We start from the raw sequence: 14,370 nt of genomic DNA on the forward strand, positions 1-14,370 counted from the left end.
TTTCTTTCACCTCTCCCTGCAAGAGCGGAGCGAGGGAGCGCACCGAGCGCTTCAGCGCACACCAGACTCTATCGCTTCTTCTTTTCCTTTGGCGCCGGTGCAGGCGCGGCTCTGCGTGGCGCGGCGGGCAAGCGCTGCTGGAAGCCGGGCTGGCGTGGCGCTGCGCCTTGCTGCGGCTGGGCGGTCGGCTGTCCGCCGGGCTGCAATCCGGTGCGCGGCGTTTGCGGCTGTGGCGTCGTGCCCGGCTGGGGCGTGATCGCGCCTGGCCGCTGCGGCGGTTGTCCGCTGCGCTGTGGCTGTGGCTGCGTCTGCGGCGCGGCGCCGGGCTGCGTGCCTTGTCCGGTGCGCGGCTGGGCGGCCGGCTGTCCCGCGCCCTGCTGGCCGGGCTGCTGCGGACCTTGGCCCGCGCGCGGCGTACTCGGTTGGGCGCCGCCGCCTTGGCGCTGCGGTTGCTGCGTGCCCGGTTGCGTTCCTTGGCGACCCGGCGCACCCGGCGGCTGCTGGCCCGGACGGTTGTTCTGACCGGGCTGGCCCGGTTGTCCGTTCGGTCGCTGCGGCTGCTGGCTCGGCGCCGGATTCGGGCGCAATTGCTGTTGCTGCGGCGGCTGCGCCGGCCGCGGAATGCGGCTGATCGCGGCCGGATTGGCGCGGCGGAAGTCGCGTTGCTCGGTGACGATCTGGCGGCCGGTGGTCTGCGCTGCGTGAACCTGGCTGACGAAGCCGCGGTCGCGCGCGATCTGCTGCGGCGGGATCGTGATCGGCACCGCGGCGAAGCGCATGCCGCCCGGGCCGGCCGCACCCGGCCGGATCGCAAAGCCGCTCGAGGCCTGCGTCAGCGCGCCGAGCCGCGTGCCGCTGGCGCGGTCGTTGACCTCGATATGGCCGACCCGGCCGTCGGCGTCGGGATAGAGCTTGATGTTGACGTTGTTGGCGCTGCTCGCGGCCGCGCCCTCGGGCACGTCGACGACGCCGGTGGTGCCGCGGATGCCGAGCGTCGCGGTCGGCGTCGCGATCTTCATGTCGCCGGTCTTCGCCACGGCTGCGGCAACGAACGCGACCGTGCCTTTGCCGACATCGAAGATCGCCGAATTCTGCTTGCCGCCGTCCTCATAGACGTAATTGTCGATGGTGATCTTGGAGCTGGCGGAGAGGTTGAACGTGGTGGCGTCGTTGAAGGCGATGCCGAGCGACGAGTTCGAGGAGGTCTGCACGACGTCGTTGAGATAGATGTCGTCACGCACTCTCAGCGGATATGAGTTCTTGTCGCGGATCACGGTCGCGATCCCCGTCACGGTCGCGACGTTGCCGATCGGCTCAACGGCCGCGGGTTGTGCATCGGCGGCCGGCGCAGGGGAGGCCGATGGGGCTGGCGAGGGCGCGGGTGTCGGTTGGGCCTGCGGCTGCGCTTGTGTCTGCGCTTGCGCGAGTTCGATTGCATCGGACGCGCACGCCCTGTCCGCGCCGGCCAGCGGCAGCGCCAGCAGCGGCAAAGCAAACACGACGCGGCGCCAAGCCACCATCAAAGCCACGAATGAGGTCCCGGTGAGAATACGAGGCGAGATCGGCCGATATCAGCTGGAGATTGCTGAATGGCGGATGAACATCTGTCGCATAGGACGGGCGGATGTTCAAAGGGCGCGGTGCTAGACTGGGGTCAGGCCTCTCCACATCGTCATGGCCGGGCTTGACCCGGCCATTCACGTCTTGATGCGTCGGACGAAGAACGTGGATGCCCGGGACAAGCCGGGCATGACGAAGATTTGTACGTGCCGCGGGAGATCCTCAGGTGCTTGCATCGCCCCGGGATGACGCGCTTCGCGCGTCAGCTCACTCGCTTCCAGGTCTGGCCGCCGCAGAACATGCCGCCGAAGGCGCAGCCCTGCACGCGCATCGCGTTCGGGCCCTTCATGGCGATCGTCGAGTCGTAGTTGCGGCCGGAATCGGGGTCGTGGATGCGGCCGCTCCACTTGGCGCCGTCGGGCTTCATGTTGATCAGGATCCGCTCATTGGTCTTCTCGGCATAGCCGCAGAGATTGCTGCCGCACTGTTCGACGCGGACGTTGCCTTTGTTCTCCTCAGTGGCCCAGACGCCGATCGGCGTGTTCGCGGCCTGCACGGGAGCAGAAGCAGGCGCTGGTACCGGCGCATAAGCGGGAGCAGCGGCGACCGGCGCGGGCGCGGCAACCGGAGCAGGGGCTGCAACCGGCGCAGGCGGCGTGGTCGTGTCGACGGACGGTGCGGCGGCAACGACCGGGGCCGGAGCGGCAGGAGCAGCAGCGGGCGCGACTGGTGCGGTGGCCTGCACCGGTGCCGGGGCGACGGACTGCTGCTGCACCGGAGCCGGTGCCGGCTTTGCCGTCGTCACCGGAGGCGTGGTGTCGTCATCGTCCTTCGAGCCTAGGCCGTTGAGGTTGATGTTGTTCAGCTTGATCGGCTTGTTCGACAGGCCCGGCGCCACGATGGTGACGCAATCCAGCGAGGCGCAGTTGCGCGGCGTCTCGATGCGGATGCGCTGGCCTTCGATCTGGAACGAGATCGCGTTGCCGGCATGCGCAACGGCGGTCGACGCGAGCAAGAGGGCGGTGGCGGCGATGGTGAGCTTGTTCATGACAACCTCCGAAATGGCTGGGGTCCCGATATGGACTGGAGTCGCGGACCGGATGTGGTTCGACCCTATGCCGAAGCCGCGAAGCCTTCTGTGATGGACCTCACAACGGCTGCCTAGGTGAGCCAGCGCACATTCGGCCGCCCTTCGCCTGCGTAGCATCCTCGCGACTGAAGGGGAGACGTCGATGAAACGGCTTGCGATTTTACCTGCTACGTTGATCGCACTGACGGCGATCGCGCCCGCGGCGCAGGCCGGTTCCTATGTCTTCACGATCAGCGGCCATCGGTTCTATGTCGAGGCACCGCGCAACTGCCGATCGACGGCCTGTGTTTCGGTTTCAAGCCGAACCCTGCGAACGACGGACGATGGCGGTGCGGCATCAGCCCCGCCAACCACGCCTGCACCCGTGGTCCAGGCGCCACAGCCGGTTTATCCCGCTACCTCGATCAGGCCGGCGCAAGCGACGGTCGTCGCACCGTCCGCCCCGTTGCTTGCCGCCGCGACGTCACAGACCGTCGTGCCGCCGCCGGCGCCAAAACTCGAGGCGCTGAGCCCCAATCCGCCGCGTGTTGAGCTGTCACGCCTGGATCCGCCGAAGACGCTTCCCCCGCCGCCGACAGAGCCACCGGTCGCCAATCCGGACCCCAAGATCATGCCGGCCACGACGATCTCACCGCGCAGTGACGACGAGACGGCCTATATGCCGCTCGGCGAATGGGAGAGCGACGGCGCCAACGGCACGGTCCGCATCGAACGCTGCGGCCCCGCGCTGTGCGGTTTCGTGCTGACCGAGGCATCGACCCGGGGCGAGAGCGTGCTGGTCAACATGAAGCCGAAAGCGCACGACGTCTGGACCGGCAACATCTATAGCCGCTCCAGCGGCAATACCTATTATGCGACGATGACGCTGAAGAGATCCGGCACGCTCCACGTCGAAGCCTGCGCGCTCGGCCACTTCTGGTGCTCCGGCAATGACTGGACGCGGGTCGAGGCGCGGCCGGAGCAGCTGATCACGACGTCGCGGCAGTGGGACGCGCGGTCGTAGGGCAACGCGTCTCTCCTGTCCGATTTGTAATCGTCTCGTACCGAACCTGCATCTTGCTTGCACGCGACCGATGGCTGACGACGCCTGCAGGAGATCGCTGATGAAACGTCTCAGCCTCATCGCTGCGCTGCTGATCGGCAGCGCGATCCCGGCTCACGCCGACACCGACATCTGGACCAATGTGCTGAAGCAGAAGCGCGGCGACGACGCGCTCAATGTCGACAGCTCCTTCTGCGATGCGCAATTCGGCGCGCCGCAGAACGGCACCGCGACGTCGGCAGCGTACAAGCGCTGCATGCGCCAGCGCGGCTGGCGCTTCAGCCACACCGTGCGCCAGAAGGATGATCGCTATCCCGATCCTGATAATCCCGGCATGATGTGTCGCGATTTCAAGATCGGCGGCATCACCGGATCGGACTGCTCGAACTTCTGAGCAACGCAAGACGCCCGGCCGCCGGGCGATCCCTGCGATCAGGTCGATGGACGTTGCTAGATCATGCCGAGCACGATGGCGCCGACGAAGGCCATGGCGAGGTACGCGGTAATAACGCTCAGTCTCCCGACGAACATCATGGCGTTGCTCCCTGGGACGGCTCTTGGGATTACTCCCTCTGGGCATCATGGTTAACAGAAACCCACCTTCGAAAAAAGTCAGCGTCGCTGTCGTTCATCTGCGGCGGTGGGAGCGTCATGGTAAAGGAAAGCTGAAATCAACATGTTGAAGAGTCTTTAAGTAAATTCACCGAACGTGCGCGCATGACGCGCGGAGTTCGTTTGTATCTCGTCGGCTCCATCGTCCTTGTTTCGCTCGCGGGTTGCGGACGCGGCTTCTTCCAGGCCGAACGTGAACCGTGGCGAGCCGAGGCCGAAGCGGCGTGCCTGAAATCGGGCGCCGTGAAGGAAAGTGCCGACATCGTCCGGATCGATCCGATCTCCGGTCCCGGCATGTGCGGCGCCGAGTTCCCGCTGAAGGTCGCGGCCATCGGTGAGGGTTCGAGCAGCTACGGTTTTGCCGACGAGGAACTGCGTCCGCCCGGCAATGTCGGCAACCAGCCGCGCTGGCCGGTGAGCCAGCCGCAATCGAATTATCCGGCATCCAACTATCCGCAGCGGTCGAACTATCCCGAGAGCGCAGTGCGCCAGCCCGCCGGCTATGGCGCCTCTTCAGGCCCGGTATCACTCAGCGCGCCCGGCGTGGCGCCCCAGGACGACGAGATCGATTTGCCGCCCGAGGGCACTGATGCCGCGGGTGTAGCGCGCTACATGAATGCGCCGAGCTATCCTGCGCGGCAGCCCGGTCCGGCGCCGTATTCACAGGCGCCGACTCAACAAGCGCTGCCGCGGCTCGGTCCAGCGCAAGGCAATCCCGTCACCGCGGTCGGTCCCGTCGCGGTGAAGCCGACGGCGACGCTCGCCTGTCCGATTGTGTCCGAGCTCGACCGCTGGTTCGCCGACAGCGTACAGCCGTCGGCGATGCGCTGGTTCGGTGCTCGCGTGGTCGAGATCAAGCAGATCTCCGCCTATTCCTGTCGCGGCATGAACGGCAATCCGCACGCCCATATCTCCGAGCACGCCTTCGGCAACGCGCTCGACGTCGCCGCCTTCGTGCTCGCCGATGGCCGCCGCATCACCGTGAAGGACGGCTGGCACGGCATGCCCGAAGAGCAGGGGTTCTTGCGCGACGTCCAGTCGGGTGCATGCGCGCATTTCACCACGGTGCTGGCGCCGGGCTCGAACGTCTATCACTACGATCACATCCACGTCGATCTGATGCGCCGCGCCAGCCGCCGCCTGATCTGCCAGCCGGCCGCGGTCTCCGGCGAGGAGGTCGCCGCGCGCGCACAGCGGCGGAACCCTTACGCGAATTCACGCGATCCTTACGTGACCGGCTCGCTCGGCGCGCACAAGAGCAAGCGCGACAAGATCAACGAGGAAGACGAGTTCTCGGACGACTAGCCGTTGTCTTGCTAAAATCGTCCTCCCGCCGTCATTGCGAGCGTAGCGAAGCAATCCAGATTGTCACCGCAGCGGCAGTCTGGATGGCTTCGTCGCAAGGGCTCCTCGCAATGACGAGGAGAGACAGAGATCCATCATGCCCGCCGATATCGTCCGCTATCTCACCCATCCGCAGGTGCAAATCGATCCTGCCGTGCCGGTGCCGCAATGGAGCCTCAGCCCGGTCGGGCGCACGCGGACCGAGGCGATCGCGAACGTCGACTGGCTTGCGCGCACCACGCAGATCGTCTCCAGCGGCGAGCGCAAGGCGATCGAGACGGCGGAGATCATTGCCGGCAGGCTCGGCATCATGATCGAGATCCGCCAGGCCATGCATGAGAACGATCGCTCGGCGACCGGTTTTCTGAGGCCGGACGAGTTCGAGGAGGTCGCCGATCGGTTTTTTGCGGAGCCGCATCTCAGCGTCCGCGGCTGGGAGCGCGCGATCGACGCGCAGGCGCGCATCGTGCGTGAAGCCGAAGCGGTGCTGGCACGCAATCGGCCGGGCGATGTTCTTTTCGTCGGTCACGGCGCCGTCGGCACGCTGCTGTTGTGCCATTATGCCGGCCATCCCATCGATCGCATCCATGATCAGCCGGCCGGCGGCGGCCATGCCTTCGCCCTTGCGCGGCAGCCGCGTCAGGTCCTGCATGGCTGGCGCAAGATGGAAGAGGCTCTGCCGAGCTAGAGCATCATGTCGAGGCCGGCTTCGACGGCGCAGGCGCCAGCCCCATGCAGCGCTGCACCTCGGCCGGGACGTCGTAGGTCCGCATGATGTGGCGGCTGTCGCGCAGGCCGGTCGCCTCGCGTTGCACCACGAACATCCAGAGCGCCTGGCCGGCCTCCATCACCAGCTTGCGCCTTTCCGGCTGCATCGCGGCCGGCGTCTCCGGCAGCGCGCGGGCGGCATCGAATTCGCGCAACTGCGCGAGCGCCTGCTCGAGCGTGCGGCCCAGGCGTCCAAGCGCGGAGGCCTGTTCCTGGACGATCTCGTAATGGAGGATATCGACCGGCGGGCGAAGATCACGGGACATGGCACTCAATATAGTGCCGCGCGTTTCCGCTGCGCAACGCGCGGGCGGCTGCCGCTCACTTCGCCTTGTATGCGGCCAGGAACATCCGCGTCGCGCTGTCGATCACTTCGTTCATGCGCTCCTCCGATGGCGGCGGCGCGGCCTGGAAGACGAACGGCAGGAAGAGTGAGGCCTTGCATAGTTCCATGAACTGCGAAGCGGCCAGGTCGCAATCGTCGATCTCAAGATCGCCCGAGGCGACATGGGCTTTGAGATATTCGGACAGCCGGTTGATGGTCTTGTCCAGCACGCGCAAATAATAGCGGCGTCCGACGTCGGGCATGCGCTCGGCGATTGCCATCACGGTGCGGATCGCCGATCCGCCGCCGGGCCGGCAGAGCAGATGCAGATAAGCCTGGCCGAAATCCTTCAGTGTGGTCTCGGCGTCGCGGGCGGGGTCGAAGTTGAACGCGACCTGGCCGTGAAACAGCGCTTCCTCCTCGAGGATGGCTTCGAACAGCGCGCTCTTGTCGGCGAAGTAAACGTAGAGCGTGCCCTTGGAGACGCCGGCCGCGCGCGCAATCTCGCCCATGCTGGCCCCGTCAAAACCGAGATCCATGAACACCTTACGGGCGCCGGCCAGAATTTGGCGGCGCTTCGAACTGTCCTCCTCCTGGAGGACGCGCAGAGGTTCAGGGCCGGCTACAACCATTGGTTCAGCGTCTCGGAAGGTTTTCGGATCGGGGTCGAAGCATGAAACCCAAATAAAGGATTCGGGCCAATAGGGTCCGCCCGGGAATATTAAGTATATTGACCGAACCGTTCGGTCAATGGTATTTGGGATGGGCGAGCGGGAAAGCGGCCGTGCGACGGCTGCCCCGGATCGCGTTTATGGGGGAGGCCTTGATGGCCACATCGAGAGACCAGGCTGCGCGCGTCCTCCGGCAGGAAGCGGTGGAGACGACGCCGGCAGACGGTGAAGCTGGGACCGGGAAGGCAATAGCCCTCGCCGAACAGCTGCGCTCTCATGTGGTCGAAGAGACCAAGCGCCGCACCGGCGAGGCTCCGGAGAAGCCCGTGACCGACCAGCCGGCCCCGTCCGCGCCAGCCGCTGCCGCGCCAAAATCCGGCAAGCGCAAATTCGTCATGATGGGCATCGGCCTCGTGCTGGCGCTCGCGGCGGCAAGCTATGCCGGCTACTATACGCTGGTGGGCCGCTTCTTCGTCTCCACCGACGACGCCTATGTCCGCGCCAACAACACGATGCTGGGCGCGCGCGTGGCCGGCCATATCTCCTCGATCCTGGCCCCTGACAACACGCTAGTGCACGCCGGCGACACCGTGCTGCGCATCGACGACGGCGACTACAAGATCGCGGTCGACGCCGCCGCGACCCGGATCGCGACCCAGCAGGCCACCATCGATCGCATCGGCCGCCAGATCGCGGCGCTCGACAGCCAGGTCGCGCAGGCCAAGGCGCAGCTCGTCTCGGCGGAAGCGGGCCTCAAGCGCGCCGATCTCGACTATGAGCGCCAGCAGGCGCTGAGCAACAAGGGGTTTGCCTCGCGCGCCACCTTCGAGACCTCGGAAGCGGGTCGCGACCAGGGGGCGGCCGCGGTCAAGGCCGCGCAGGCCGCCTACGACGTGGCGGTGAGCAATGTCGATGTCGCCAAGGCGCAGAAGGCCGAAGCCCAGGCGCAGCTCGCCGAGCTCAAGACCACGCTCGCCAAGGCCGAGCGCGACCTTGCTTTCACGGCGGTGCGCGCGCCGGTCGACGGCATCTTCTCCAACCGCCTCGTCAACGCCGGCGACTTCGTCGCCGTCGGCCAGCGCCTCGGCAATGTCGTGCCGCTCGACGACGTCTATATCGACGCCAATTTCAAGGAGACGCAGCTCAAGCGCATTCGTCCCGGCCAGCCGGTGACGATCAAGGTCGATGCCTACGGCATGCGCAAATTCTCCGGTGTCGTCGACAGCATCGCGGCCGGCGCGGGCTCGGTGTTCACGCTGCTGCCGCCTGACAACGCCACCGGCAACTTCACCAAGATCGTGCAGCGCGTGCCGGTTCGGATCCGCGTGCCGAAGGCGGTCGCGAAGCAGAACCTGCTCCGCGCCGGCATGTCGGTCTACGCGACCGTCGACACCAACAAGGGCGCCGCCGACGCCGACAGCGAGATCGATCTCGACGATCCCACCATGATCCATCCGCAGTAGGACGTGGCGATATGAGCCGCGGCGCAGCCTCTCATGCAGGTGCGCTCCCTCTCCCGCTTGCGGGAGAGGGTTGGGGAGAGGGTCTCTCCTCCAGGGAGACTTCCCAAGAGGAGAAAGCCCTCACCCGGATCGCCTCTTCGATGCGATCCGACCTCTCCCGCAAGCGGGAGAGGTGCACCCAACTCGCAGCCTGCTCCAACCTGAGCTGAAAACATGGCGAACGCCACGACTGCTTCACCTGCCATGATGGCGGCCCCCGCCTCGGAGCGCATCGCGCCGAAGCGGCTGTTCGCTTTCATCATCATGGTGTTCGGGATGTTCATGTCGATCCTGGACATTCAGATCGTCTCGGCCTCCCTGAGCGAAATCCAGGCCGGCCTGTTGGCGAGCTCGAGCGAGGTCTCCTGGGTCCAGACCGCCTATCTGATCGCCGAAGTGATCGCGATCCCGCTCTCCGGATTCCTGTCGCGCGCCTTCGGCACGCGGCTGCTGTTTGCGATCTCGGCCGCCGGCTTCACGATGTCGAGCCTGCTGTGCGGCTTCGCCACGACCATCGAAGAGATGATCCTCTGGCGCGCGCTTCAGGGCTTTCTCGGCGCCGGCATGATCCCGACGGTGTTCGCCTCGGCCTACACGGTGTTTCCGCGGTCGAAATTCCACATCGTCGGCCCCATCATCGGGCTTGTTGCGACCTTGGCTCCCACGATCGGACCGACCGTCGGCGGCTACATCACCGATTTGATGTCGTGGAACTGGCTGTTCTTCATCAACGTCGTGCCCGGCATCGGTATCACCCTCGGCGTGTGGGCGCTGGTGGATTTCGACGAGCCGCATTTCGAATTGCTCGATCGCTTCGACTGGTGGGGCCTGATCTTCATGGCCGGCTTCCTCGGCACGCTGGAATACGTGCTGGAAGAAGGCCCGCAATATGAATGGCTGCAGGACACGTCGGTGGCGATCTGCGCCTGGATCTGCGCCGTCTCGGCGATTGCCTTTTTCGTGCGCGTATTCACGGCCGCCGAACCGATCGTCAATCTGCGCACCTTCACCAATCGCAATTTCGCCGTCGGCTCCATGCTGCAATTCTGCATCGGCATCGGCCTCTACGGCCTGACCTACATCTATCCGCGCTATCTCGCCGAGGTGCGCGGCTACAGCGCGCTGATGATCGGCGAGACCATGTTCGTCTCGGGCATCACCATGTTCCTGGTCGCGCCGCTGGTCGGCCGGCTGATGGCGAGCCTGGACATGCGCTACATGATTGCATTCGGCCTGATCGTGTTCGCGATCGGCTCCTACCAGATGACCTGGATCACGCGCGATTACGATTTCTACGAGCTGCTCGTGCCGCAGATCCTGCGCGGCATCGGCATGATGTTCGCGATGGTGCCGACCAACAACATCGCGCTTGGCACGCTGCCACCTGACAAGGTGAAGAATGCGAGCGGCCTGTTCAATTTGATGCGCAATCTCGGCGGTGCGGTCGGGCTCGCCGTCATCAACACCGTGCTTAACGATCGCGCCGACTTGCACATCGCGCGTCTGCAGGAGCGCGTGACCTGGGGCAATGCAACCGCAACCGAAACCCTGACCATGCTGATGCAGAAATTCCAGGGGCTCGGCGATTCCTCGCTGATGGCGATGAAGCAGCTCAGCCAGATCGTGCACCGTCAGGCCGTGGTGATGAGCTTTGGCGACGCGTTCTTCATCCTGACACTGTTCTATCTGGGCCTCAGCGTGCTGGTTACGCTGCTGAACAAGCCGGCCTCGCCGTTCGGCGGTGGCGGCGACGCGCACTGAGCGAGCCACGCATACGGTGTCGTCGCCCGGCCAAATGAGCAATTGCGCATCAGGACCGGGCGCGTCGCACCAAAATGCAACACTCGTGCGTGATCTCGCGCGGGAGGCGTTGCAAAACGCGAATCATACATCTATAAAGCGCACCTCATTCAATCGAACCGGGGAGAGATTTGCATGATTTCGTCGCATTCGCAGATCGCGTTTCCGCGCTCGATGATGGTCTGGCTCGGTAATTTTTCGACCTGCTAGAGGTCGCTTCCGCCAGCTTCGATTGGGCCAGGGTTTTGCCCAAACGTCCCGATCGCTCCGCTTCCCAAGTCAAAGTCAGTTTTAAGTGACGCCGTCTCGGCCCTCGCGGCCGGCTTGCGTCCATCGATGGAGCCGGCCCGCGCCGACAGCGGCCGGATGATGTCATGACCGCTCTTTCAAGGAAGCCCGCGGCTATTCGCGTGGTCTTGCCCTTCGTGTTCCGGCACTGGCTGAAGCAGCCGGGGCGCACGCTTGCCATCGCGGTGGGCCTGCTCGGCGCAACGGTCGCCGACCTATTCATGCCGGTGTTCTCCGGGCATCTGGTCGATGCGCTGACGCGCGGCCCGTCCGAGCCCGATGCCCGTCATGCCGCGCTGGTGGCGCTGGGTGGCATCGTGGTGCTGGGTGCGGCGTCGATGGTGTTGCGCCTGAGTGGCCTGCAGGTGATCGTGCCGTTCACGCTGAAGATCATGTCCGACGTCGCGCAAGACGCGTTTCTGCGCGTGCAGCGCTTCTCGACCGACTGGCACGCCAACTCCTTTGCGGGCTCGACCGTGCGCAAGGTCACGCGCGGCATGTGGGCGCTAGACCTGCTCAACGACACCATCTTGCTGGCGCTGCTGCCGTCACTGGCCGTCCTGATCGGATCGATGATCCTGCTCGGCGTGCACTGGGCTTCGCTCGGCGCAGTGATCGCGCTCGGCGCGCTTCTCTATGTCACCATGACGGTGCTGTTCTCGACCCGCTACATCGCGCCGGCCGCGCGTGTCTCCAATGCCTGGGACACCAAGGTCGGCGGCACGCTGGCGGACGCGCTGACATGCAATGCGGTGGTGAAGTCCTTTGGCGCGGAAGCTCGGGAGGATGCGCGGCTGGCCCGCGTCATCATGCGCTGGCGCGTGCAGGTGCGGCGGACCTGGTTTCGCTACAACTACACCGCCATGGCGCAGCTCTCGCTGCTGCTATGCCTGCGGGGCTCCGTGATCGGCGGCTCGGTGCTGCTGTGGATGTACGGGCATGCCTCGCCCGGCGACGTCACCTATGTGCTGACGAGCTACTACGTCATCCACGCTTACTTGCGGGATGTCGGCATGCACATCAACAACCTCCAGCGTTCGGTCAACGACATGGAGGAGCTGGTGGCGATCCATGACGAGCCGATCGGCATCGCGGATGCCGTCGATGCGCGGCCGATCGCGATCGAGGGCGGCGAGATCGTGTTCGACGACGTCACGTTCCATTATGGCGGCCATCGCGCGCCGCTGTATGACGGGCTGTCGGTCAGGATCCGCGCCGGCGAACGTGTCGGCCTCGTCGGCCGCTCCGGCTCCGGCAAGACGACGTTCGTCAAGCTGGTGCAGCGGCTGTACGACGTCACCGGCGGCCGCGTGCTGATCGACGGGCAGGATATCGCGAAGGCCACGCAGCAATCGCTGCGCAGCCAGATTGCGATCGTGCAGCAGGACCCGATCCTGTTTCACCGCTCGCTTGCGGAGAACATCGCCTATGGCCGGCCCGGTGCCAGCCTCGAGGCGATCGAGCAGGCGGCGCGGCTGGCGAATGCGCACGACTTCATCCTGCGTTTGCCGAAGGGCTACGGCACGCTGGTCGGCGAGCGCGGCGTCAAACTCTCGGGCGGCGAGCGGCAGCGTGTGGCGCTGGCGCGCGCCTTCCTGGCCGATGCGCCGGTGCTGATCCTGGACGAGGCAACCTCGAGCCTCGACTCGGAATCGGAGGCGCTGATCCAGCAGGCGATGGAGCGGCTGATGAAGGGCCGCACCTCGATCGTGATCGCACACCGGTTGTCGACGGTGCGCAGCCTTGATCGCATCCTGGTGTTCGACCACGGCGAGATCGTCGAACAGGGCACGCACGCTCTGCTCGCGGGCAAGCCAGGAGGCATCTATCGCAGCCTGTTCGAGCGCCAGGTGGTGGAGCTCGGGCATATCGCAGCAGCGGAATGACGCGCGGCGGCGGGGCGCAAGTCCTGCCGTCACGCGGCCGAAGGAATCCGTGAAGGGTGAATGAGATGAAGGACCTGACGCGCGGCTCCATCGTGGGCCACATCCTGAGCATGGCGCCACCGATCGTGGTCGGCATGATCACGATCATGATCTGTCAGCTGGTCGACCTCTACTTCGTGTCCGGGCTGGGCGATGCCGCGGTGGCCGGCGTCGCGGCGGCCGGCAATGCCGGCTTTCTCGTCAACGGGCTGATGCAGGTGCTCGGCGTCGGCACGGTGGCGCTGGTCTCGCATGCCGTGGGCCGCAAGGATCGTGACGACGCCAATCTCATCTTCAACCAGTCGGTCGTGCTGTCGGTGCTGTTCGGGTTGTTGACGCTGCTCGCCGGCCTCGCACTGGCGCGCCCTTATATGCGCGCGATCGCGGTCGACGAGGCCACGATCGACGCTGGAGCCACCTATTTTCACTGGTTCGTGCCGGCGCTGGCGCTGCAATTCATCACGCAGGTGATGGGGGCTGCGCTGCGGGCCACTGGCATCGTGCGGCCGAGCATGCTGGTGCAGGTGCTTGCGGTGCTCATCAATATCGCGCTGGCACCGGTGCTGATCACGGGCTGGGGTACGGGGCACGCGTTCGGTGTCGCCGGAGCGGGCCTCGCAAGCTCGATCGCCGTCTTCATCGGCGTGCTGATGCTGTTCGCCTATTTTAGCAGGCTGGAGCGCTATGTCGCCTTCCATCCAGCGCAATGGCGTCCGCAGCTGCGGCAGTGGAGGCGGATCCTCAATGTCGGCCTGCCCGCGGGTGGGGAGTTCGCGATGATCTTCATCTTCATGGCCGCGATCTATTACGTGCTGCGCGATCTTGGTCCTGCCGCTCAGGCAGGTTTTGGCATCGGCACGCGCCTCATCGGCTTGATCCAGATGCCGGCCCTTGCCGTCGCTCTCGCGGCGGGGCCGATTGTCGGCCAGAATTTCGGTGCGGGGAACAGCGAGCGGGTGCGGGAGACGTTCGTCAGGGCGGCGCTGATTGCGACCGTCGTGATGTTCGTGCTCACGATCTTCGTGCAGCTCGCGCCCGGACTGTTGCTTGCCGGCTTCTCGAATGACCCGGAGACAATGAGGGTTGCGTTGCTGTTTCTGAAGATGATCTCGCTGAACATGGTGGCGCAGGGGTTGATCTTCACCTGCTCCAGCATGTTTCAGGGGCTCGGCAACACCAAGCCGGTATTGTGGAGCTCGGCAACGCGCGTCCTCACTTATTCGCTGCCGGCTATTTTTCTGTCGACGCGGCCGGGTTTTCGGATCGAGTATGTCTGGTATCTGTCGAACGCAGCGACAACGCTCCAGGCCGTCCAGAGCCTGTGGTTGCTGCGCCGCGAGTTCAGGAAACGCCTGGTCCCGCGCCAGCAGGCGGACGCTCCGAAGCAGGCGACGCCCGAATCCATTGCGCCGCCGGTGCGGGAGCCCGCGTAGCGGCGCATCC

12 protein-coding genes are annotated in these 14,370 nt (G+C 65.5%); 8 read left to right on the forward strand and 4 right to left on the reverse strand.

Going from position 1 to position 14,370, the window contains the following annotated elements; all coding sequences use genetic code 11:
• Positions 1–68: 68 nt before the first annotated feature.
• Entirely contained in the window at positions 69–1,520 is a 1,452-nt protein-coding gene (locus ACWAT4_RS10720) for a FecR domain-containing protein (RefSeq protein WP_449731192.1), read from the reverse strand.
• Positions 1,521–1,822: 302 nt separating this feature from the next.
• Positions 1,823–2,608, reverse strand: a complete 786-nt coding sequence (locus ACWAT4_RS10725; protein WP_449730509.1) for a DUF2147 domain-containing protein — start codon at positions 2,606–2,608, stop codon at positions 1,823–1,825.
• A gap of 184 nt (positions 2,609–2,792) precedes the next feature.
• Here ACWAT4_RS10725 and ACWAT4_RS10730 point away from each other — a divergent pair, with 184 nt between their 5' ends.
• The 4 genes from ACWAT4_RS10730 to ACWAT4_RS10745 all read left to right on the forward strand — a co-directional run bounded on the left by ACWAT4_RS10730 (position 2,793) and on the right by ACWAT4_RS10745 (position 6,336).
• Positions 2,793–3,653: a DUF2147 domain-containing protein gene (locus ACWAT4_RS10730; protein ID WP_449730510.1), complete on the forward strand. Its 861-nt coding sequence runs from the start codon at positions 2,793–2,795 to the stop codon at positions 3,651–3,653.
• A 100-nt stretch (positions 3,654–3,753) separates the two neighbouring features.
• On the forward strand, positions 3,754–4,086 hold the full coding sequence (locus tag ACWAT4_RS10735; RefSeq protein WP_449730511.1) for a hypothetical protein: 333 nt from the start codon (positions 3,754–3,756) through the stop codon (positions 4,084–4,086).
• A gap of 323 nt (positions 4,087–4,409) precedes the next feature.
• Positions 4,410–5,609, forward strand: a complete 1,200-nt coding sequence (locus ACWAT4_RS10740; protein WP_449730512.1) for an extensin-like domain-containing protein — start codon at positions 4,410–4,412, stop codon at positions 5,607–5,609.
• Positions 5,610–5,745: 136 nt separating this feature from the next.
• Positions 5,746–6,336 (forward strand): histidine phosphatase family protein, encoded by a 591-nt coding sequence (locus tag ACWAT4_RS10745; protein WP_212425351.1) that lies wholly within the window; start codon positions 5,746–5,748, stop codon positions 6,334–6,336.
• Between the two features lie 4 nt (positions 6,337–6,340).
• On the opposite strand, the gene ACWAT4_RS10750 is transcribed toward ACWAT4_RS10745, so the two are convergent.
• A complete protein-coding gene (locus tag ACWAT4_RS10750; protein ID WP_449730513.1) occupies positions 6,341–6,682 on the reverse strand; it encodes a DUF6665 family protein in 342 nt (113 codons plus the stop codon).
• Positions 6,683–6,737: 55 nt separating this feature from the next.
• Positions 6,738–7,373, reverse strand: a complete 636-nt coding sequence (locus tag ACWAT4_RS10755; RefSeq protein WP_212425353.1) for a TetR/AcrR family transcriptional regulator — start codon at positions 7,371–7,373, stop codon at positions 6,738–6,740.
• Positions 7,374–7,567: 194 nt separating this feature from the next.
• Here ACWAT4_RS10755 and ACWAT4_RS10760 point away from each other — a divergent pair, with 194 nt between their 5' ends.
• From ACWAT4_RS10760 to ACWAT4_RS10775, 4 genes are all read left to right on the forward strand, one after another.
• On the forward strand, positions 7,568–8,875 hold the full coding sequence (locus tag ACWAT4_RS10760) for an HlyD family secretion protein (RefSeq protein WP_212425354.1): 1,308 nt from the start codon (positions 7,568–7,570) through the stop codon (positions 8,873–8,875).
• A 213-nt stretch (positions 8,876–9,088) separates the two neighbouring features.
• Complete coding sequence (locus tag ACWAT4_RS10765) at positions 9,089–10,675, forward strand: DHA2 family efflux MFS transporter permease subunit (RefSeq protein ID WP_449730514.1); 1,587 nt, start codon at positions 9,089–9,091, stop codon at positions 10,673–10,675.
• A gap of 413 nt (positions 10,676–11,088) precedes the next feature.
• Positions 11,089–12,888 (forward strand): ABC transporter ATP-binding protein, encoded by a 1,800-nt coding sequence (locus ACWAT4_RS10770; protein ID WP_449730515.1) that lies wholly within the window; start codon positions 11,089–11,091, stop codon positions 12,886–12,888.
• 65 nt (positions 12,889–12,953) lie between these two features.
• On the forward strand, positions 12,954–14,360 hold the full coding sequence (locus ACWAT4_RS10775) for an MATE family efflux transporter (protein ID WP_212447486.1): 1,407 nt from the start codon (positions 12,954–12,956) through the stop codon (positions 14,358–14,360).
• Positions 14,361–14,370: the final 10 nt, after the last annotated feature.

Source organism: Bradyrhizobium sp. T-1 (assembly GCF_053592855.1).

Excerpts from the sequence above, each read along its gene's own strand:
- ACWAT4_RS10720 (WP_449731192.1), bottom strand. The coding sequence starts at position 1,520 with ATGGTGGCTTGGCGCCGCGTCGTGTTTGCTTTGCCGCTGCTGGCGCTG.
- ACWAT4_RS10725 (WP_449730509.1), bottom strand. The coding sequence starts at position 2,608 with ATGAACAAGCTCACCATCGCCGCCACCGCCCTCTTGCTCGCGTCGACC.
- ACWAT4_RS10730 (WP_449730510.1), top strand. The coding sequence starts at position 2,793 with ATGAAACGGCTTGCGATTTTACCTGCTACGTTGATCGCACTGACGGCG.
- ACWAT4_RS10735 (WP_449730511.1), top strand. The coding sequence starts at position 3,754 with ATGAAACGTCTCAGCCTCATCGCTGCGCTGCTGATCGGCAGCGCGATC.
- ACWAT4_RS10740 (WP_449730512.1), top strand. The coding sequence starts at position 4,410 with ATGACGCGCGGAGTTCGTTTGTATCTCGTCGGCTCCATCGTCCTTGTT.
- ACWAT4_RS10745 (WP_212425351.1), top strand. The coding sequence starts at position 5,746 with ATGCCCGCCGATATCGTCCGCTATCTCACCCATCCGCAGGTGCAAATC.
- ACWAT4_RS10750 (WP_449730513.1), bottom strand. The coding sequence starts at position 6,682 with ATGTCCCGTGATCTTCGCCCGCCGGTCGATATCCTCCATTACGAGATC.
- ACWAT4_RS10755 (WP_212425353.1), bottom strand. The coding sequence starts at position 7,373 with ATGGTTGTAGCCGGCCCTGAACCTCTGCGCGTCCTCCAGGAGGAGGAC.
- ACWAT4_RS10760 (WP_212425354.1), top strand. The coding sequence starts at position 7,568 with ATGGCCACATCGAGAGACCAGGCTGCGCGCGTCCTCCGGCAGGAAGCG.
- ACWAT4_RS10765 (WP_449730514.1), top strand. The coding sequence starts at position 9,089 with ATGGCGAACGCCACGACTGCTTCACCTGCCATGATGGCGGCCCCCGCC.
- ACWAT4_RS10770 (WP_449730515.1), top strand. The coding sequence starts at position 11,089 with ATGACCGCTCTTTCAAGGAAGCCCGCGGCTATTCGCGTGGTCTTGCCC.
- ACWAT4_RS10775 (WP_212447486.1), top strand. The coding sequence starts at position 12,954 with ATGAAGGACCTGACGCGCGGCTCCATCGTGGGCCACATCCTGAGCATG.